Source organism: Streptomyces sp. A3M-1-3 (assembly GCF_024213665.1).
Lineage (GTDB): Bacteria > Actinomycetota > Actinomycetes > Streptomycetales > Streptomycetaceae > Streptomyces.
Window position 1 is genome coordinate 215,506 of the sequence record NZ_JANAVP010000003.1, and the last position, 19,065, is coordinate 234,570.

Annotated in this window: 16 protein-coding genes and 2 pseudogenes; 10 read left to right on the plus strand and 8 right to left on the minus strand. The window is 71.3% G+C overall.

Going from position 1 to position 19,065, the window contains the following annotated elements:
- The first annotated feature begins 183 nt into the window (after positions 1 to 183).
- Positions 184 to 2,853, plus strand: a complete 2,670-nt coding sequence (gene aceE, locus NLX86_RS04675; RefSeq protein WP_254370286.1) for a pyruvate dehydrogenase (acetyl-transferring), homodimeric type — start codon at positions 184 to 186, stop codon at positions 2,851 to 2,853.
- Between the two features lie 185 nt (positions 2,854 to 3,038).
- On the opposite strand, the gene NLX86_RS04680 is transcribed toward aceE, so the two are convergent.
- On the minus strand, positions 3,039 to 3,956 hold the full coding sequence (locus NLX86_RS04680; RefSeq protein WP_254370287.1) for an SDR family oxidoreductase: 918 nt from the start codon (positions 3,954 to 3,956) through the stop codon (positions 3,039 to 3,041).
- Positions 3,957 to 4,090: 134 nt separating this feature from the next.
- Here NLX86_RS04680 and NLX86_RS04685 point away from each other — a divergent pair, with 134 nt between their 5' ends.
- Complete coding sequence (locus NLX86_RS04685; RefSeq protein WP_254370407.1) at positions 4,091 to 4,612, plus strand: DUF4240 domain-containing protein; 522 nt, start codon at positions 4,091 to 4,093, stop codon at positions 4,610 to 4,612.
- 21 nt (positions 4,613 to 4,633) lie between these two features.
- Here NLX86_RS04685 and NLX86_RS04690 read toward each other — a convergent pair.
- Positions 4,634 to 5,176: pseudogene (locus NLX86_RS04690) on the minus strand (SDR family NAD(P)-dependent oxidoreductase); the annotation flags it as partial.
- 33 nt (positions 5,177 to 5,209) lie between these two features.
- Positions 5,210 to 6,337 (minus strand): PP2C family protein-serine/threonine phosphatase, encoded by a 1,128-nt coding sequence (locus NLX86_RS04695; RefSeq protein WP_254370288.1) that lies wholly within the window; start codon positions 6,335 to 6,337, stop codon positions 5,210 to 5,212.
- Between the two features lie 233 nt (positions 6,338 to 6,570).
- Between NLX86_RS04695 and NLX86_RS04700 the strand changes: the two genes are divergently transcribed.
- Positions 6,571 to 7,242: a VIT family protein gene (locus NLX86_RS04700; RefSeq protein WP_254370408.1), complete on the plus strand. Its 672-nt coding sequence runs from the start codon at positions 6,571 to 6,573 to the stop codon at positions 7,240 to 7,242.
- A 56-nt stretch (positions 7,243 to 7,298) separates the two neighbouring features.
- On the opposite strand, the pseudogene NLX86_RS04705 reads toward NLX86_RS04700, so the two are convergent.
- Positions 7,299 to 7,794, minus strand: a pseudogene (locus tag NLX86_RS04705) (N-acetyltransferase family protein).
- Positions 7,795 to 7,832: 38 nt separating this feature from the next.
- Between NLX86_RS04705 and NLX86_RS04710 the strand changes: the two are divergent.
- Positions 7,833 to 8,732 (plus strand): TIGR01777 family oxidoreductase, encoded by a 900-nt coding sequence (locus NLX86_RS04710; RefSeq protein WP_254370289.1) that lies wholly within the window; start codon positions 7,833 to 7,835, stop codon positions 8,730 to 8,732.
- 314 nt (positions 8,733 to 9,046) lie between these two features.
- On the plus strand, positions 9,047 to 10,357 hold the full coding sequence (locus tag NLX86_RS04715; protein ID WP_254370290.1) for an NAD(P)/FAD-dependent oxidoreductase: 1,311 nt from the start codon (positions 9,047 to 9,049) through the stop codon (positions 10,355 to 10,357).
- Positions 10,358 to 10,631: 274 nt separating this feature from the next.
- Here NLX86_RS04715 and NLX86_RS04720 read toward each other — a convergent pair whose 3' ends face one another.
- Complete coding sequence (locus NLX86_RS04720; RefSeq protein ID WP_254370291.1) at positions 10,632 to 12,098, minus strand: regulator; 1,467 nt, start codon at positions 12,096 to 12,098, stop codon at positions 10,632 to 10,634.
- A 206-nt stretch (positions 12,099 to 12,304) separates the two neighbouring features.
- Here NLX86_RS04720 and lipB point away from each other — a divergent pair, with 206 nt between their 5' ends.
- From lipB to NLX86_RS04740, 4 genes are all read left to right on the plus strand, one after another.
- Positions 12,305 to 13,123, plus strand: a complete 819-nt coding sequence (gene lipB, locus NLX86_RS04725; RefSeq protein WP_254370292.1) for a lipoyl(octanoyl) transferase LipB — start codon at positions 12,305 to 12,307, stop codon at positions 13,121 to 13,123.
- Between the two features lie 115 nt (positions 13,124 to 13,238).
- Positions 13,239 to 14,204, plus strand: a complete 966-nt coding sequence (lipA, locus tag NLX86_RS04730) for a lipoyl synthase (protein ID WP_254370293.1) — start codon at positions 13,239 to 13,241, stop codon at positions 14,202 to 14,204.
- A 261-nt stretch (positions 14,205 to 14,465) separates the two neighbouring features.
- A complete protein-coding gene (locus tag NLX86_RS04735) occupies positions 14,466 to 14,666 on the plus strand; it encodes a hypothetical protein (RefSeq protein ID WP_254370294.1) in 201 nt (66 codons plus the stop codon).
- Between the two features lie 19 nt (positions 14,667 to 14,685).
- Positions 14,686 to 15,381 carry a DUF4191 domain-containing protein gene (locus tag NLX86_RS04740; protein ID WP_254370295.1) on the plus strand — a complete coding sequence of 232 codons (696 nt, stop codon included), beginning with the start codon at positions 14,686 to 14,688 and terminating at the stop codon, positions 15,379 to 15,381.
- 92 nt (positions 15,382 to 15,473) lie between these two features.
- Here NLX86_RS04740 and NLX86_RS04745 read toward each other — a convergent pair whose 3' ends face one another.
- On the minus strand, positions 15,474 to 15,941 hold the full coding sequence (locus tag NLX86_RS04745) for an RDD family protein (RefSeq protein WP_254370296.1): 468 nt from the start codon (positions 15,939 to 15,941) through the stop codon (positions 15,474 to 15,476).
- 210 nt (positions 15,942 to 16,151) lie between these two features.
- Between NLX86_RS04745 and glnA the strand changes: the two genes are divergently transcribed.
- The gene (glnA, locus tag NLX86_RS04750) at positions 16,152 to 17,561 is read left to right on the plus strand and encodes a type I glutamate--ammonia ligase (protein ID WP_254370297.1); all 1,410 of its coding nucleotides are present in this window, start codon (positions 16,152 to 16,154) and stop codon (positions 17,559 to 17,561) included.
- Between the two features lie 68 nt (positions 17,562 to 17,629).
- Here glnA and trxB read toward each other — a convergent pair whose 3' ends face one another.
- Entirely contained in the window at positions 17,630 to 18,577 is a 948-nt protein-coding gene (trxB, locus tag NLX86_RS04755) for a thioredoxin-disulfide reductase (protein ID WP_254370298.1), read from the minus strand.
- A complete protein-coding gene (locus tag NLX86_RS04760; protein ID WP_254370299.1) occupies positions 18,574 to 18,987 on the minus strand; it encodes an arsenate reductase ArsC in 414 nt (137 codons plus the stop codon). The genes trxB and NLX86_RS04760 overlap by 4 nt, the downstream gene beginning before the upstream one ends.
- Positions 18,988 to 19,065 lie beyond the last annotated feature (78 nt).

A 19,065-nucleotide genomic window follows, 5' to 3' on the forward strand; every position in this document is an offset into this window, starting at 1 on the left:
TCGGTGTACGGAGAAGTTTTTCCCCTCAACCCTTTGATCGATCATCGATCAGTTGCTTACAGTCTTCGACGGGCTTACCTGCCCTTCGCCCTGTCCTGCCAGACAAGGCTCCCCCGGCCGGGGGTCCGGGGGTTGCCCCCCGGGAAACACAGAACCCCCTCCCAGTCCGGAAGGCGGCGCACCATGACCGACCCCGTAGGAAAACTTCCGAGTGAGCTCGACCAGCTCCCGGACCGTGACACCGAGGAGACCGCCGAATGGGCGGCCTCCCTCGATGCCGTCACCAAGGCCGCCGGCCCGTACCGAGCCTCGTACCTCATGCGCCGCACGCTCCAGCACGCCGAGGGCGCGGGCCTCGCCCTGCCCAAGCTGCTGGAGACGGACTACGTCAACACCATCCCCACCGCCGCGGAGCCCGAGTTCCCCGGTGACGAGGAGATGGAGCGCCGGATCACCGCCTGGAACCGCTGGAACGCGGCCGCCATGGTGACCCGCGGCTCCCGCTTCGGCGTGGGCGGCCACATCGCCACCTTCGCCTCCGCGGCCTGGCTGTACGAGACCGGCTTCCAGCACTTCTTCCGCGGCAAGGAGACCGACGGGTCGGGCGACCAGCTCTACATCCAGGGCCACGCCTCCCCCGGCATCTACGCGCGCGCCTTCCTGGACGGCCGCATCAGCGAGCAGCAGCTCGACCTCTTCCGGCAGGAGTCCGGCGGCAACGGCCTGCCCTCCTACCCGCACCCGCGCCGGCTGCCCTGGCTGTGGGAGTTCCCCACCGTCTCCATGGGCCTCGGCCCGCTCTCCGCGATCTACCAGGCGCGGTTCAACCGCTACCTGCAGAACCGCGGGATCAAGGACACGGCGAACTCGCACGTCTGGGCCTTCCTCGGCGACGGCGAGATGGACGAGCCCGAGTCGACCGCAGCCCTCGCCCTCGCGGCGCGCGAGCAGCTCGACAACCTGACCTTCGTCATCAACTGCAACCTGCAGCGTCTCGACGGCCCGGTCCGCGCCAACTTCAAGATCGTGCAGGAGCTGGAGGCACAGTTCCGCGGCGCCGGCTGGAACGTCGTGAAGTCGCTCTGGGGCTCCGCCTGGGACGAGTTGTTCCAGCTCGACACCACGGGCGGGCTGGTGCGCCGCCTGCGTGAGGTGCCGGACGCGCAGTTCCAGACGTACGCCACCCGCGATGTCGCGTACATCCGCGAGCACTTCTTCGGCGCCGACCCGGCGCTCGTGCAGCTGGCCGGTGTCCTGACCGACGCGAAGATCGCCGAGTGCTTCCACACCTCGCGCGGCGGCCACGAGCCCCGCAAGGTGTACGCCGCGTACCGCGCCGCCGTCGAGTTCAAGGGCGCGCCGACCGTGATCCTGGCCCAGACGGTGAAGGGCTACACCCTCGGTCCCGGCTTCGAGTCCAAGAACGCGAACCACCAGATGAAGAAGCTGTCGGGCAAGGAGTTCCGCGCGATGCGCGACCTGCTCGACCTTCCGATCCCGGACGCCAGGCTGGACGAGGACCTGGTGCCCTACGGCCACCCGGGCGAGAACTCCCCCGAGGTCCGCTACCTCCAGGAGCGCCGCGCGGCCCTCGGCGGCCCGGCCCCGGCCCGTCGCGTCCATGCCGTGGCCCTGCCCGAGCCGGAGGAGCGCGCCTTCAAGGCCCTCTACAAGGGCTCCGGGAAGCAGGAGATGGCCACCACGATGGCCTTCGTCCGCCTGGCCAAGGACCTGATGCGGGACAAGGAGACCGGCAGGCGCTGGGTGCCGATCGTCCCGGACGAGGCCCGCACCTTCGGTATGGAGTCGCTGTTCCCGTCGGCCGGCATCTACTCGCCGCTGGGCCAGACGTACGAGCCGGTCGACCGCGACCAGCTGATGTACTACAAGGAGGCCAAGGACGGCCAGATCCTCAACGAGGGGATCACCGAGGCCGGCGCGATGGCCGACTTCATCGCCGCCGCGACGTCGTACGCGACGCACGGCGAGACGATGATCCCGTTCTACATCTTCTATTCGATGTTCGGCTGGCAGCGCACGGCCGACCAGATGTGGCAGCTCGCCGACCAGCTCGGCAAGGGCTTCATCGTCGGCGCTACCGCCGGCCGTACGACCCTGACCGGCGAGGGCCTGCAGCACGCGGACGGCCACTCGCACCTGATCGCGTCCACGAACCCGGCGTCGCTGAACTACGACCCGGCCTTCGCGTACGAGATCGCGGTCATCGTCAAGGACGGTCTGCGCCGGATGTACGGCCCCGAGGCCGAGAACGTCTTCTACTACCTGACGGTCTACAACGAGCCGAAGCAGCAGCCCGCGATGCCGGAAGGCGTCGAAGAGGGCATCGTGCGCGGTCTCTACCGCTTCAAGGAAGCGGTGGCCACCACCGCGGACATCCCCCGGCTCCAGCTCCTCGCCTCCGGTACGGCGATCCACTGGGCTCTTGAGGCGCAGGAACTCCTCGCCGCGGACTGGGGAGTCGCGGCCGACGTCTGGTCCGCGACCTCGTGGGGCGAGCTGCGCCGCGACGCGCTGGAGTGCGACGAGGCCCTGCTCCGGGGGGAGCAGCGGACTCCGTACGTCACCCAGGCGCTGGAGGGCGCGCCCGGCCCGGTGCTCGCGGTCAGCGACTGGATGCGGCAGGTGCCGGACCAGATCAGCCAGTGGGTCGAGCAGGACTACTCCTCGCTCGGCACGGACGGCTTCGGTCTGTCGGACACGCGTGACGCGGCCCGCCGCCACTTCGGCGTCGACGCCCAGTCGATCGTGGCCGCCTCGCTGGCCCAGCTCGCCCGGCGCGGTGAGGTCCCGGCCTCGGCCGTGAAGGAAGCCCGGAAGCGGTACGGGCTCTGACCGCACCGTCGTCCCACAGGCCATCCCTGAGCCGGGGCCGGCGAGCGAAGCCGGGGCCGAGGGCCCGTGCCGGCCGACACCCGCCCGGCGTCGGCCGGGGCCGGCCGCCGCCGCTCGCCGCAGCAGTGACCGGACCCGGCGAGAGGCGGTCCCGGGCCAGCAGCCTCCTGGGGCCGGGGCCGGGGTCAGCGGTACTCCTCCGCGGAGCGGTCAGCGCCGCCCACCGCCACCTCCGCGATGTATGTCCACGCGTCCGGCCGGCTGCCGTCCGCGTCCGTGAAGCCGTACACCTTCGCCAGCTGTCCGCTGGACAGCGACTGGCCGTTCCAGCGCGCCCGGTCCGGGTCCGCCGCCAGCGCGGCGACCGCGCGGCCGACGAAGACAGGCGACTCGGAGATCGCGAAGTGCGGGTCCTTCTTCGTCCCGTCCCGCCAGGTCTCCTCGGTGACGCCGAAGATGTCCAGCATCTCCTCCGACCGGATGAAGCCGGGGGTGACCGAGACCGCCGTGCAGCCCTCGCTCTTGAGCTCCTCGCCGAGGATGAAGGCCATCCGGATCGGGCCGTTCTTGGCGAGGTCGTAGTAGAAGTTCTCGCGGAAGCCCTGGTTCGACTCCGCCGTGCCGTCGGTGACCTCGACGACCAGTCCGCCCGGGTTCCGTACCAGCAGCGGCAGCGCGACGCTGCTGGTGATGACATGGCTCTTCACCCCGAGCTCCAGCATCCGCAGGCCCCGGTCGAGGTCGACATCCCACATCTTCGTGCCGAAGTCGAGGAGCTGGTTCCCGCCCCAGAGGTTGTTGACCAGGATGTCCAGCCGCCCGTGGTCGCGTTCGATCCGCGCGACGACGTCCCGTACCTGGTCGCGGTCGAGGTGGTCGGCGGGCACTGCGATGCCCGTCCCGCCGGCCGCGGTGATCAGTTCCGCCGTCTGCTCGATCGTCTCCGTCGAGCGGCCCATCTCGCTGACCTTCTCCCTGGTGGTGCGGCCGGTCGCATACACCGTCGCGCCCGCCGCGCCGAGCTGGACGGCGATCGCCCGGCCGGCTCCTCGGGTGGCTCCGGCCACCAATGCGATCTTTCCGTTCAGCGGTGTGGGTCCCATGGCTGTCCTCCTGAAGTGCGGCGGCGGCGCTGTCTCCACCGACGTTCGCACGTAATGCCGACATCCTCTGTCCGCATTACCCGGAGGTGCATGAGGTGGCGTCGGCCCCCGCCAACCACGATGCTTGACCCGTGATGATGGACGAGACGGAGTTCTGGGAGATCGTCGACGGCACCCGGGCGGCCGCCGGGGGCGACCCCGAGGAACAGGCCGACCTGTTGGTCGAGCGCCTGATCCAGCTGGACCCCGACTCCGTGCTGGACTTCGCCCGGCACTTCGAGGCGCGCTACAACCGCGCGTACCGCTGGGACCTGTGGGGCGCGGCCTGGGTGATGCTCGACGGAGCCAGCGACGACGCCTTCGACTACTTCCGCTGCTGGCTCATCGGGCAGGGCCGGGAGGTCTTCGAGGGTGCGCTGCACGACCCGGACAGCCTCGCCGATCTCCTCGGCGAGTTCGACGAGGAGATCGACGGGGACGGTGAGGAACTCGGTTACGCGGCGGACGAGGCGTACGAGCAGCTCACCGGAGTGGTCGCACCCGACCTGGGAATCCCGGGGCAGGCCGCGGAGCCGGAGGGTACGGCGATCGACTTCGAGAACGAAGCGGTTCTGGCCGAACGATTCCCCCGACTCTGGGACCGGTTCCGGCCATAAAGAGGAGGGGAACCGGGCGGTTCAGAAGTGCGTGCCGCCGTCGATCCGGATCTCGGTGCCGGTGATGAACGCGCCGTCCTGCGACCCGAGCATGGCGACGACACCCGCCACCGTCTCGGGTCCCGCGAAACCGGCCCCGATCGCCGGGGCGAGCTTGGCGAACAGGCTCCAGTCGGTGTCCTCGGGCAGGCCGGGCCCCTTGCCGCTGGTCATGTCGCTGGCGATGGAGCCGGGCGCGACGCAGACGGCGCGCAGGCCCTGCTTGCTGTACTCGGCGGCGATGGCATGGGTCATGGACTGGATGCCGCCCTTGCTCGCCGCGTACGCCGACATGTAGGGGTGCGCGAAGCTCGCGGAGGTCGAGCTGAAATTGACGACGACCGGCCGGTCGCCCGCCAGCAGCGCCGGGACCGACTCGCGGATCATCAGGAAGGTACCGGTCAGGTTGACCGAGATGATCTGGTTCCAGAAGTCCAGGGTCGTCCGGTGGGTGTGCTCGGAGCGCAGGATGCCGGCCGCGTTGACCAGCACGTCCAGACCGCCGAGCGTCTGTACGAACTGACGGGTGGACTGCGCCTGCTGGACAGCTCCGCGCGGTCACTGAGCTGCGGTGGCGGGTGCGGCGGCGGCCGACGTGACTCCCGGGGACAGCACCAGCAGAGCCACGTCGTCCGCCACGGCGCCCGCAAACCGGGACAGGTCCCGCCAGAGCGCGGTCGCCAGGGCGGCCGGGTCCGTCTCGAATTCCGCCGACAGGACCGGCAGCCGTTCCTCCAGCGGGTAGAAGGCGCCCGCTGCGTCCCGGGCCTCCGTCACCCCGTCGGTGTGGACCAGCACCCGGTCCCCCGGCTCCAGCCGTACGCTCGCCACCCGCGGCCCGGCCGGACCCGCCAGGCCGGCCAGCCCGAGGCCCAGCGGCGCGCCAGGTTCCGCGTCCAGCTCGGTCGCCGAGGCGCCGCGGAGCAGCAGCGGCGCGGGGTGCCCGCAGGAGACGATCCGTACCACCGGGGCGTCCGGCGGGAACTCCAGCAGCACGGCGGTCGCGAAGAGTTCGGCATGCTCCACGCCCGCCGAGTCGGCCACCAGCCGGCGGTCCAGCCGGGCCGCGACCGCGCCCAGTCCCGGGTCGTCGAGTACGGCTTCGCGGAAGGCGCCGAGCAGCGCGGCGACCGTCCCGACGGCCGCCAGGCCGTGCCCCTGGACGTCGCCGACCAGTGCCCGGACCCCGTACGGGCCCTCGCGTACGTCGTAGAGGTCACCGCCGACGAGGGTGCCGCGCTGGGCGGCCCGGTAGAGCCCGGCACAGCGCACCGGGCCGACCTGCTCAGGCAGTGGCGGCAGCACCGCCAGCTGGGCCGCCTCCGCCATGGTCCGTACGCTCACCAACTGGGCGTCCCGGTGCTGCCGTACCCAGGCGATGACCACGCTGAGCAGCGCGACGAAGGCCACGGTGACCAGGTCGCCGCTGCCCGCGCGGCCGACCTCGATGGCCGGCACGGCCAGCAGGATGAGCGTCACGCCGCCGAAGAGAGCGGTGCCCACCGCTCCGTACGCGAACGCGGCCACCGGCGGCAGCGCGGCGAGGAAGTACCCCAGTTCCACGGTCCGGGGGGTGGCGATCCGGGCGGCCGACAGACCGATCAGCAGGACGATGGGCAGCACACGTACCCAGCGCGGCGGCGGGGCTCCGCGCCGCCAGCCCGGTTCCTCGTCCATCCGGTCCATCTCTCCAGCCTTGTACGCACCGGTCGGCGCCGCACCCCGGGCGGGCGGCCGGGCGGCCGGGCGGTCGGTCGGGTGGGCGGCCGGGGGCCCGTCGGGCTGCCCGTCGGGTGGCCGGGACCGCGCCGGAGGCCGACAGTGGTCCGGTGAGCAACGACGGGCCGCAGCCGCACGAGCCTCAGCCCCGCGAACCGCAGCCCCGCGAACCGCAGCCGCACGAGCCGCACGCCGAGGGCATGAGCACGCGGTTGAACTGGCTGCGGGCCGCGGTGCTCGGCGCCAACGACGGCGTGACGTCGACCGCGGGACTCGTCGTCGGTGTCGCGGGAGCCGCAGGGTCGCGGGCGACCATCCTGGCGGCCGGGGTCGCCGGGATGCTGGCCGGTTCGCTGTCCATGGCGGCCGGCGAGTACGTCTCCGTCAGCTCCCAGCGGGACTCCGAGCGGGCCGCCCTGGACACCGAGCGCCAGGAGCTGGCCGAGGACCCGGAGGCCGAACTCGACGAACTGGCGCAGCTGTTGGAGGGGCGCGGGCTGAGCCCTGAGCTGGCCAGGGACGCCGCCGTACAGCTCACGGAACGTGACGCGCTGCGCGCCCACGCGCGCGTGGAGCTGGGGCTCGAACCGGACCAGTTGGCCAACCCCTGGCATGCGGCGGTCGCCAGCTTCGCCTCCTTCACGGTGGGCGCGCTGCTGCCGCTGCTCGCGATCGTGCTGCCACCGGCGGATCTGCGGCTGTCCGTGACGGTGGTCGCGGTGCTCTGCGCGCTGGCCCTGTGCGGCTGGGTCAGCGCCCGGCTGGGCGCGGCGCCGGTGGGCCGGGCGGTGCTCAGGAACGCGGCGGGCGGAGCGCTGGCGATGACGGCGACCTATGCGGTGGGGACGCTGCTGGACGCCGGTGGCGTGTGATCACCCGGTCGTGCCCACCCGGTGTCGATCATCCGGTGCTGATCATCCGGTGCTGATCATCCGGCGAGAAGGCGGCCCATCAGGACGTCGTCCACGTAGTGGCCGTCGAGCAGGAACTCCCCCGGCAGCACGCCCTCCACCCCGAACCCCTCGGACGCGTACAGCCGTCGCGCCGGGGTGTTGGGGCCGAGGACCCGAAGGGTGATCCGGCTCGCGCCGCGGCGGCGGGCCTCGGCGCAGGCGGCCCGCAGCAGTGACCGGCCCAGACCGCGGCCACGCGCCCGGTCGGCGACGGCGAGGCCCTGGATCTGGAGCACATGCGCGTTGGCGGCGAGCGGGGTGGGCGGGCCGAGCCGGATGTAGCCGGCGACCAGCCCGTCGTACTCGGCGACCAGGTAGTCGGTGGGAGGGTGCCGCTCGTCGAAGAACGGGTCGTACGGCGGCTGCGGCTCGGGCATTACCGCGGTGCAGCGGGGACCAGGTGGCACGGTCGAGTTCGGCGAGTGCGTCGTCGTCTCCGGCGCGGGCGGGACGTATGTGCGGCTCGGACACGCCGGCCACAGTGCCAGACGGGGGCCGGGCCGGGCAGGATGGGGCTCATGCGCATCGCAGTCACCGGCTCGACCGGGCTCATCGGCAAGGCACTCGTACGCTCGCTGCGCGCGGATGGACACGAGGTGGTCCGCCTGGTGCGACACGCCGCCGGGGCGCCGGACGAGGTCGAGTGGGACCCCCGGCGCCAGTACGTCGACACGCGAGGGCTCATGAGCTGCGAGGCCGTGGTGCACCTGGCCGGGGCCGGGGTGGGCGAGCACCGCTGGAACGAGGAGTGGAAGAAGGAGATCCGGGACAGCAGGGTGCTCGGGACGGCAGCGGTGGCCGAGGCCCTGGCCTCCCTGGACGTCCCGCCGAAGGTGCTGGTCAGCGGCTCGGCCATCGGCTACTACGGCGATACGGGCGACCGCGCGGTGGACGAGGACGCGCCTCCCGGAGACGGTTTCATGGCCGACGTGTGTGTGGAGTGGGAAGGGGCCGCGGCGGCGGCCGAGGAGGCCGGCGTACGCACGGTCTTCGCCCGCACCGGACTGGTGGTGGCGAGCGAGGGCGGCGCCTGGGGCAGGCTCTTCCCGCTGTTCAGGGCGGGGCTCGGCGGGCGGCTCGGGAACGGCCGCCAGTTCTGGAGCTATATCTCCATGCACGACGAGATCGCGGCGCTGCGCCACATCATCGACACCGAGTCACTGGCCGGCCCGGTGAACCTGACGGGGCCTCAGCCGCTCACCAACCGGGAGGTGACGCGGGCGATGGGGCGGGTACTGCACCGGCCCACGCTGTTCGCCGCTCCCGCGCCGGCGATGCGCCTCGTGCTCGGCGAGTTCGCCGATGACGTGCTGGGCAGCCAGCGCGTACTGCCCACGCGGCTGCTGGAATCCGGGTTCTCCTTCGCCTTCCCGGAGATCGACGAGGCGGTGCGGGCGGCGCTGCGCTGAGGCAGGGGGGTGAGCGGCTGCGCAACCGAGCGCGAAGGCGAGCGCGCAACCGAGCGCGAAGGCCGCGAGCGCGAAGGCCGCGAGCGCGCAGATGCAGCCGACCGTGAATGCAGCCGACCGCGAATGCAGCCGACCAGAGCCGACCGCCACTGACCGAATCACTCTCCCTGTGCGACCGGTGTGCGCCGATGCCCGGTCGGTGCGCGACTGTGTCCGACCGGAACCACTTCTACTCTCGTCCGGACTCGGGTATTCCCGGGGCCTGTTGGGGGAAGGACGACCCCACCAGCCGCGCCGACCTCGGGGAGGGGCACGTGCTCAGCAGCGCACACCACGCGGATGTCGTCATTGTGGGAGCCGGAGTCGCAGGACTGTCGGCGGCACACCAGCTCATCAACGCCGGAGTAACCGTCACCGTGCTGGAGGCCGCCGCCTGTCCGGGCGGCCGTATGGCCACCGAGCGGATCGACGGGTTCCGGCTCGACCGGATCGGCCAGTTGCTCAGTACGTCGTACCCCGAGCTGCGCCGCACGCCGGGGCTCGACGGCCTGGCCCTGCGCCCCTTCTCCCCCGGCGTCCTCGTCCACAGCGAGGGCCGTCACCTCCGGGCAGGCGAAGCGGGGAGCGCGCGGGGCGCACTTACTGCCGCGCGCGCCCTTGCGAGCGCCCCGCGCCCGCCCTTGGGCGGCGCGCTCGACCAGGCCAGGCTCGGTGCGGCACTCGGCCGCATCGCCTCGATGCCCACCGAGCGGCTACTGGCCCGCCCCGAACGGCGCGCGCTCGAAGCGCTCGCCGGCCGTGGCCTGCCGCAGCGCACGGTCAACGGCTTCCTGCGGCCGCTGCTCTCGGCCCTGCTCTGCGACCCGGAACTCACCACCTCCAGTCGGTGTGCCGACCTCGCGCTGCGCGGGTTCGCGCGCGGCCGGCTCTGCGTGCCGGAGGGCGGCGCGGCGGCTCTCCCGGAGCGCCTGGCGGCGGCACTTCCGCCGGGAACCGTCCGGACGGGCGTACGCGTCCGGTCCGTCTCCATCAGCTCTGTCGTCACCGAGGACCACGGCGAATTCGGCTGCCGTTCCGTGCTGTTGGCGACGGGGGCACGGGCCGCGGCCGGGCTGCTGCCGGGGCTGCGGGTGCCCGGCTTCCACCCGGTGACGGTGCTGCACCATGCCGCACCCGTGCCGCCGCTGGCCGAGCCCGCGCTGCTGCTGGACGCCGACCGGCGCGGGCCGGTGGCGCACACCGCCGTCATGAGCGAGGTCGACCCGACGCGCGCCCCGCACGGGCGCGCGCTGGTCTCCTCCACGGTGCTCGGCACCCCGCCCCCGGCGGGGGACCTGGACCCCACGGTCCGCGCCCATCTGACCGCGCTGTACGGCACCGGGACGGACGACTGGGAACTCCTCGCGGTCCACCACACCCCGGAGGCGGTCCCGGCCATGCCCCCGGCCCACGACCTGCGCCGCCCGGTGCGCGTACTGGCCGGCCTGTACGTCTGCGGCGACCACCGGGACACCAGCACGGTCCAGGGAGCCCTGTTCTCGGGCCGCCGCGCCGCGCAATCCCTCCTGGCGGACCTGGGAATCCGCCCCGAGTACGGCCCGGTCCCCCTCCCAGCGGCGGCGTAGCGGTGCCCCACCGGGGGCAAGCCCCCAGCCCCACCCCGCCCGCTCCGCAACGCGGGCCCTCGGGGGGACGGAACCCGGCCCGGCCCCGTGTCCCCGCCCCTCGGCGCGGAGGCCTCACGGTACGGAAGCCAAGCGCCGCTGCCACGGCAGCCCGGCAGGAGCCCGCACCTCCCGACGCTCCCGAACGGGCGGGCGGGAGACCCCGCCCGCCGCAAGGCGGGCACACCACCCACCGACCCGCAGCCGGAAACGCACCCGGCACGGCCGGCCCGCGTCAGCCCATCGCCGCCACGCGGTCGCGATAGCCCCGGACCGCCGCCACGTCCCGGTACGGCTCCAGGCGGCGCTCAAAGTCCCGTACGTACTCCAGCGCCCGCACCGACCGCATCTCCATCGACTGCTGCGCCGCCTCCGCCCCCAGCGCGCACGCCTGCTCGAGCTCCCCCAGGCCGAGCCGGGCCGTGGCCAGTACCACCCGGCAGAAGAGCCGACTGCGCGCGAACGCGGGCCCGCGCAGTTGCAGCGAGCGCTCCGCGTACTGCGCGGCGGCCCGGTACTGCTGCAGATCCCGGTAGCTGTGGGCGAACTCGTCCGCGAGCTGCGCCTCGTCGAAGAAGCGCGCCCAGTGCGGTACGTCGTCGCCTGGCCGCGCCGCCTCCAGCGCCCGTTCCGCCCGTACGAGCGAGGCCGTGCATGCCCGCACCTCCCCCAGCACGCCGTGCCCCCGCGCCTCCACCGCGTGCAGCAGCGCCTGCACCACCGGCGGGGCGCCCGTGCCGACGCCCTGCTGGGCGACCCGGGCCAGCTGTACGGCCTCCCGCCCGTGGCCCAGATACACGGCCTGGCGGCTCATCGTGACCAGCACATACGACCCGTATGCCCGGTCACCGGCCGCCTGCGCGAGCCGCAGCGCCTGGACGAAGTAGCGCTGGGCGAGGCCGTGCGCGGCGATGTCGTACGACGTCCAGCCGGCCAGCCGGGTCAGATCGGCGGCGGCGGCGAAGAGGCGCCGCCCGGTCGCCTCCCCGTACGTCCCGCGCAGCATCGGCTCGGCCTCGTGCTCCAGATAGCGCACCAGCGCCTGCCGGGCATGGCCGCCGCCGTACGCGTCGTCGAGTGTGCGGAAGAGTTCGCCGACCGAGCGCAGGGCGGCGATGTCGCCACCTGTGACCCGCTGGCCGGGCCCGCGGTCGATCTGCCGCTGCCGGGGCACGGAGGGAGGCACGGAGGGAGCCACCGAGGGCCGTCCCTGCGTGGGGATGAGCCCTCCGGGCACCGGGACCTCGCCGCGCCCCACCCGCTCATCGGCGCGGCCGATCAGCCAGTCCCGGCTGGGCACCACCAGACCCGCCGGGGTGAAGGCGATCTTGCGCAGTTCCGCATGGCTGCCGGAGTCCTTGCGCCACAGTCCGCTGGCGATGTCGACGGCCTCCTCGGGGGTGGCCGCGAACTCCAGCCCCGCGTAGACCGGAGCGCACGCGTCCAGCCCCAGGTCCTGCGCCGACAGCCGCCACCCGAGCCGGCGGGTGAAGACCTCGGCGATCAGGGCGGGCGTGGTTCCGCGCGGCTGCTGGCCGCGCAGCCAGCGGGTCACCGACGTCTTGTCGTACCGCAGGTCGAGGCCGTGCTCGAGACCGAGCTGGTCGACCCGGCGGGCAAGCCCTGCATTGGAGAACCCCGCTTCTGCGATGAGCGCGGCGAGCTGTCGGTTGGGGATGCGCTGCGGAGGTCGTTCCGTCATCAGCTGTACCGGTCTCCTGCCTTCTGGGCCGGGAACAGCCCTTTGATCGGCGCGAATTTAGCGGCCCTCCGCGCCCGCGCTGCCACCTTCGCCCCACATTCATCCGATCGTGTGAGGATTGCCCCTCAGGCTGACGGGAATGGCGTGCCCGTACAGTGGCTTGAAGGCGGATGAGTGCACGGTGAACCTTCTAAGGAGGCGCTGCAGTGACTGAGCTGCGGTTTGTCCATCTGGGATTCGGCGCGGACGCCGTCGAGTACCAGGCAGCCTGGAATGAGCAGCGCCGGGTGCACGCCGCCCGGTTCGCGGACGACATCGAGGACACCTGCCTGCTGCTGGAGCACCCGCCGGTATACACGGCCGGCCGGCGCACGGCCGAGAACGAGCGCCCCTTGGACGGCACCCCGGTCGTCGACGTCGACCGCGGCGGCAAGATCACCTGGCACGGACCCGGCCAGCTGGTGGGCTACCCGATCATGAAGCTGCCGCGACCGGTGGACGTGGTCGCCCATGTGCGCCGGCTCGAGGAAGCCCTCATCCGTACGGCCGCGGACTTCGGCCTGGAGACCACCCGGCTCGAGGGCCGCAGCGGTGTGTGGGTGCTGGGCGACCCGGTCGAGGAGCGTCCCGCGTTCGGCGGCCTCTCCCTCGACTTCACCGCGTCGGTTCTGGACCCGCGCCTGGCGGACGAGGAGTTCGACCCGCGGCTGAACGGGCCGGAGTACGCCCCGTCCAACGCCGGCCAGCGCCGCGAGGACCGCAAGCTGGCCGCGATCGGCATCCGGGTCGCCAAGGGCGTCACGATGCACGGCTTCGCGCTGAACGTGAACCCGGACAACACCTGGTTCGACCGGATCGTGCCGTGTGGCATCCGCGACGCGGGCGTCACCTCGCTCTCGAACGAGCTGGGCCGCGAGATCACCATCGCCGAGGTGGTTCCGGTGGCCGAGAAGCACCTGCGGGAGGTCCTGGAGACCGCGGACCTGCGGCCGCGGGAAGTGGAAGCCGCGGTCCGCACCGCCTGACCCCAGGGCGCCTGCCCAGGGCGCCCGCCACGGGCCTCCGGGCCTAGAAAATTAAGGGCGTACCCTGGTGTCCGCCGAAGATTCAATGCCGCGTTAGCAGAAAGGGGCGCCGGACGTGTCCGCTGTCGCACCCGACGGACGCAAGATGCTGCGCCTGGAGGTCCGGAACAGCCAGACCCCCATCGAGCGCAAGCCCGAGTGGATCAAGACCCGGGCCAAGATGGGTCCCGAGTACACGAAGATGCAGAGCCTCGTCAAAAGCGAAGGCCTGCACACCGTGTGCCAGGAAGCCGGCTGTCCGAACATCTACGAATGCTGGGAGGACCGCGAGGCCACCTTCCTCATCGGAGGTGACCAGTGCACCCGGCGCTGTGACTTCTGCCAGATCGACACGGGCAAGCCGCAGGCTCTGGACCGTGACGAGCCGCGCCGCGTGGGCGAGTCCGTCGTCACGATGGACCTGAACTACGCCACCATCACCGGCGTCGCGCGCGACGACCTGGAGGACGGCGGCGCCTGGCTGTACGCGGAGACCGTGCGCCAGATCCATGCGATGACCGCGGAGCGCGCCGACGGCCGTACCAAGGTCGAGCTGCTGATCCCCGACTTCAACGCCGTGCCCGAGCAGCTCGCCGAGGTCTTCTCCTCGCGCCCCGAGGTGCTCGCCCACAACGTCGAGACAGTGCCGCGGATCTTCAAGCGCATCCGGCCGGGCTTCCGGTACGAGCGCTCGCTCGAGGTCATCACCAAGGCGCGCGAGGCCGGCCTGGTCACCAAGTCGAACCTCATCCTGGGCATGGGCGAGGAGCGTGAAGAGGTCAGCCAGGCGCTCCAGGACCTGTACGACGCGGGCTGCGAGCTCATCACCATCACCCAGTACCTGCGGCCCTCGCCGCGGCACCACCCGGTCGAGCGCTGGGTGAAGCCGGCGGAGTTCGTGGAGCTGAAGGAGGAGGCCGAGGAGATCGGCTACTCCGGTGTGATGTCCGGTCCGCTGGTGCGTTCTTCGTACCGCGCGGGACGCCTGTACCTGCAGGCGATCGAGCGGCGTGGAGCGGTGATCGCCTCCCAGGCCGTGTGACCGACGCACGGCCGCTTATGTGAAGCTGCGCACAAGCAGTTACCGGCCAGTAATGCCACATCGACGCGGTTCATGCCGTCCCCGCTGGTCGGGGGCGCGTATGGACCGCGTCAGTGTTCTGTGCCCCCTCACGCCCCCGGCGTAAAGGTTTCATCGGCGTTTGACCACCCGGTCACGCCCTGGTAACACCAATCAGTGACAGTAGGTTCACGCACCGCTCCCACTCATCGCCGACGCTCGTCCCGAGGGGGGACCTCCACCATGCAGGCCGCGCCCGTTCGCGCCACCGCCATCCCGACGTTCACCGACGCCCTCCGCGCAGTCGAGTCACTGCTCATGGGCAGCGGCCAGCGCACCGCCCGCCGGAATGCGTGGACTGCCGTGCTCGAGGACCGGCGTCGCGCCAAGGACCGGGTCGAGGCGCAGCACGTACTGGAGGCCGTGGCTAGCCGCACTTCGTGAGCCACGTAAACTTCAGTTCATGGCGAGGAAGGCAAACGCAGACACTGCGAACACCGGGCGGCTCAAGCAGATCGCCCTGACGTACAAGATGACCCGAAAGGCCGATCCCAGGGTCGGTCTTGTCGTCGCGGCTGTGGGAATCGTCACCTTCGGTGTCCTCCTCGCGATCGGCTTCCTGATCGACCACCCCGTCTATGCGGGCATCCTCGGCTTCCTGCTGGCCTTCCTCGCGATGGCGATCGTCTTCGGACGGCGCGCCGAGCGGGCGGCCTTCGGGCAGATGGAGGGCCAGCCGGGTGCGGCCGCGGCGGTACTGGAGAACGTCGGCCGGGGCTGGTCGACCACTCCGGCGGTCGCGATGAACCGCAGCCAGGACGTCGTCCACCGCGCTGTCGGCAAGGCCGGCATCGTCCTGGTGGCCGAGGGCAACGCGAACCGGCTCAAGAACCTGCTGGCGGCCGAGAAGAAGAAGATGGCGCGCATCATGCCGGACGTCCCGGTGCACGACATCATCGTCGGCAAGGGCGAGGGCGAGGTGCCGCTGAAGAAGGTGCGCACCACCCTGCTGAAGCTGCCCCGCACGCTGTCGGGCCCGCAGGTCACCGCGACGAACGACCGGCTGCGCGCGATGGGCGACCTGATGAGCAACATGCCGCTGCCGAAGGGCCCGATGCCCAAGGGCATGCGGATGCCGCGCGGCGGAAAGATGCGCTGACGCGCACTTCGTACGTACGAGGAGGGCGGCCCCGGAACCGATCGGTTCCGGGGCCGCCCTCCTCGTACGTCTCTTGCGTACGAATCTCTGGGTTAGATCCTGACCTGGACGGCGCGGGACAGCCGGTCGTGCAGGCCGCGGCCGTCGCGGTCCCAGACGATCGCCGGGATCGCGAGGCAGAGCAGCACGCTGCGCACCAGCACCCGTGGGACCGTGAGCCGGCCGCCGCCCTCGGCGGCGATCCGCAGGCCGAGCAGGCGCTTGCCGGGCGTGAATCCGACCGTTCCGACGGTGAGCACGCCCAGGACCAGGAAGACGCCGAGCGCCCAGTTGCCGGCCGCCCGCTGGTCACCGGCGGCGAGCAGCCCGTATGCGATCAGCAGGCAGAGCCCCCAGTCGATGACGAGAGCGCCGACGCGCCGGCCGAGCGGTGCCATCGATCCCGGCCCCTCCTTGGGCAGACCGAGCTTCTCGCCCCGGTAGCCGTAGTCGGCACCCATCTCCTCGGCCGCCGCGCGGGGCCCGGAGAGCCACGATCCGATTACTTGCCTGTTGTCCACCCGTCCACGGTACTGTGCGCGCTTTCGGTCCCCACCTGGCGGGGCGGCCTCACGCCGGCTTCATCCCCGGTCCGGTTAACTTGGACGAAACAAATGGGTCACGCTTGAGAAATCACGCCTGCCTATCGTCATGTGCAGCGTGTGCCACCGCACTGGCCGCACAACGAGCTACAACCCCGCCCGTCCCGGGTCGGGAGTAGGAGGAGTTGGATGTTCCAGAACGCCGACGACGCCAAGAAGTTCATCAAGGACAACGACGTCAAAATGGTCGACGTCCGGTTCTGTGATCTTCCGGGCGTGATGCAGCACTTCACGATCCCGGCAACGGCGTTCGACCCGGCCGAGGAGCTTGCCTTCGACGGCTCGTCGATCCGCGGTTTCCAGGCGATCCACGAGTCCGACATGGCGCTGCGGGCGGACCTGTCCACGGCGCGGCTGGACCCGTTCCGCAAGGACAAGACGCTCAACATCAACTTCTTCATCCACGACCCGATCACGGGCGAGCAGTACAGCCGTGACCCGCGCAACATCGCCAAGAAGGCCGAGGCCTACCTCGCCTCCACCGGCATCGCGGACACGGCCTACTTCGGCCCCGAGGCCGAGTTCTACGTCTTCGACAGCGTGCGCTTCCAGACCAGCGCCAACGAGGGCTTCTACCACATCGACTCCGAGGCCGGCGCCTGGAACACCGGTGCGGTCGAGGACAACCGCGGCTACAAGGTCCGCTACAAGGGCGGCTACTTCCCGGCCCCGCCGGTCGACCACTTCGCCGACCTGCGCGCCGAGATCTCCCTGGAGCTGGAGAACGTCGGCCTCCAGGTCGAGCGCCAGCACCACGAGGTCGGCACCGCCGGCCAGGCGGAGATCAACTACAAGTTCAACACGCTGCTCGCCGCGGCCGACGACCTGATGCTCTTCAAGTACATCGTGAAGAACGTCGCCTGGCGCAACGGCAAGACCGCGACCTTCATGCCGAAGCCGATCTTCGGCGACAACGGCTCGGGCATGCACGTCCACCAGTCGCTGTGGCAGAACGGCGACCCGCTCTTCTACGACGAGCAGGGTTACGCGGGCCTGTCGGACACCGCGCGCTACTACATCGGCGGCATCCTCAAGCACGCCCCGTCGCTGCTGGCCTTCACCAACCCGACGGTGAACTCCTACCACCGCCTGGTCCCCGGCTTCGAGGCCCCGGTCAACATGGTCTACTCGCAGCGCAACCGCTCCGCCGCGATGCGCATCCCGATCACGGGCTCGAACCCGAAGGCGAAGCGAGTCGAGTTCCGCGCCCCGGACCCGTCCTCCAACCCGTACCTGGCCTTCTCCGCCCTGCTGCTCGCGGGCCTGGACGGCGTGAAGAACAAGATCGAGCCGGCCGAGCCGATCGACAAGGACCTCTACGAGCTGGCCCCGGAGGAGCACGCGGGCGTCCCGCAGGTCCCGACCTCGCTCCCGGCGGTGCTCGAGGCGCTGGAGGCGGACAACGAGTACCTGCAGGCCGGCGGCGTCTTCACCTCCGACCTGATCGAGACGTGGATCGACTACAAGCGGACGAACGAGATCGCCCCGATCCAACTCCGCCCGCACCCGCACGAGTTCGAGCTGTACTTCGACATCTAAAGATCAACGAAACACCCGGCCCCGGTCCGTTCTCGGACCGGGGGGCCGGGTGTTTCGCCTGGTGGCGGCTACGCGTCGGCCAGGGCTGCCAGGTAGCGTTCCGCGTCCAAGGCTGCCGCACAGCCGGTGCCCGCGGCCGTGATGGCCTGTCGGTAGGTGTGGTCCACCACGTCGCCCGCGGCGAAGACGCCGGGGAGGTTGGTGCGCGTCGAGGGTGCGTGGACCTGTAGGTAACCCTCGTCGTCCAGTTCCAGCTGGCCCTTGACCAGTTCGGTGCGCGGGTCGTGGCCGATGGCGACGAACAGGCCGGTGGCCGGGAGCACGGAGGCCTGGCCCGTCCTGGTGTTGCGCAGGGTGAGGCCGGAGAGCTTCTGCTCGCCGTGGATCTCGGCCACCTCGCTGTCCCAGGCGAACTTGATCTTCGGGTCGGCGAAGGCGCGCTCCTGCATGGCCTTGGAGGCACGCAGGCTGTCCCGGCGGTGGACGATCGTGACGGACCTGGCGAACCGGGTGAGGAAGGTGGCCTCCTCCATGGCGGTGTCACCGCCGCCGACGACGGCGATGTCCTGGTCCTTGAAGAAGAAGCCGTCGCAGGTCGCGCAGTACGAGACGCCGCGGCCGGAGAGCGCGTCCTCGCCCGCCAGGTTCAGCTTGCGGTGCTGGGAGCCGGTGGCGACGATCACGGTCTTGGCGCGGTGGACCGTGCCGGCGGTGTCCGTGACGGTCTTGATGTCACCGGAGAGGTCCGCCGAGATGATGTCGTCAGGCACCAGCTCGGCGCCGAAGCGCTCGGCCTGGGCGCGCATGTCGTCCATGAGGTCCGGGCCCATGATCCCGTCCCGGAAACCGGGGAAGTTCTCCACCTCGGTCGTCTGGACCAGTGCGCCGCCCGCGGTCACCGAGCCCTCGAACACCATCGGCTTGAGCGACGCGCGCGCGGTGTAGAGGGCGGCGGTGTAACCGGCGGGACCGGAGCCGATGACGATGACGCTGCGGATCCCGTTCTCGGTGGTCACTTGGCGACCCCCGGGGCGATCTCCTCGATCAGGCCCTCGACGAGCTTCCGGATCTCGTCACGGATCGGGCGCACGGCCTCGACGCCCTGGCCGGCCGGGTCCTCCAGCGTCCAGTCCAGGTAGCGCTTGCCCGGGAAGACCGGGCATGTGTCGCCACAGCCCATGGTGATGCAGACGTCCGATGCCTTGACCGCGTCGACGGTGAGGATCTTGGGGGTCTCGGCGGTGATGTCGATGCCGACCTCGCGCATGGCCTCGACGGCGGCCGGGTTCACCTGGTCCGCCGGTGCGGAACCGGCGGAGCGGACCTCGACACGGTCCCCGCCCAGGTGGGTCAGCCACGCGGCGGCCATCTGGGAACGGCCGGCGTTGTGGACGCAGACGAACAGTACGGAGGGCTTCTCGGCCATCGGGGTCTCTCTTGTCTCGCTGTGGAAACGGATCTCGAGCGGGCGGGCGAGCGGCGGGGCGGCGGGCGCCGGGCATTC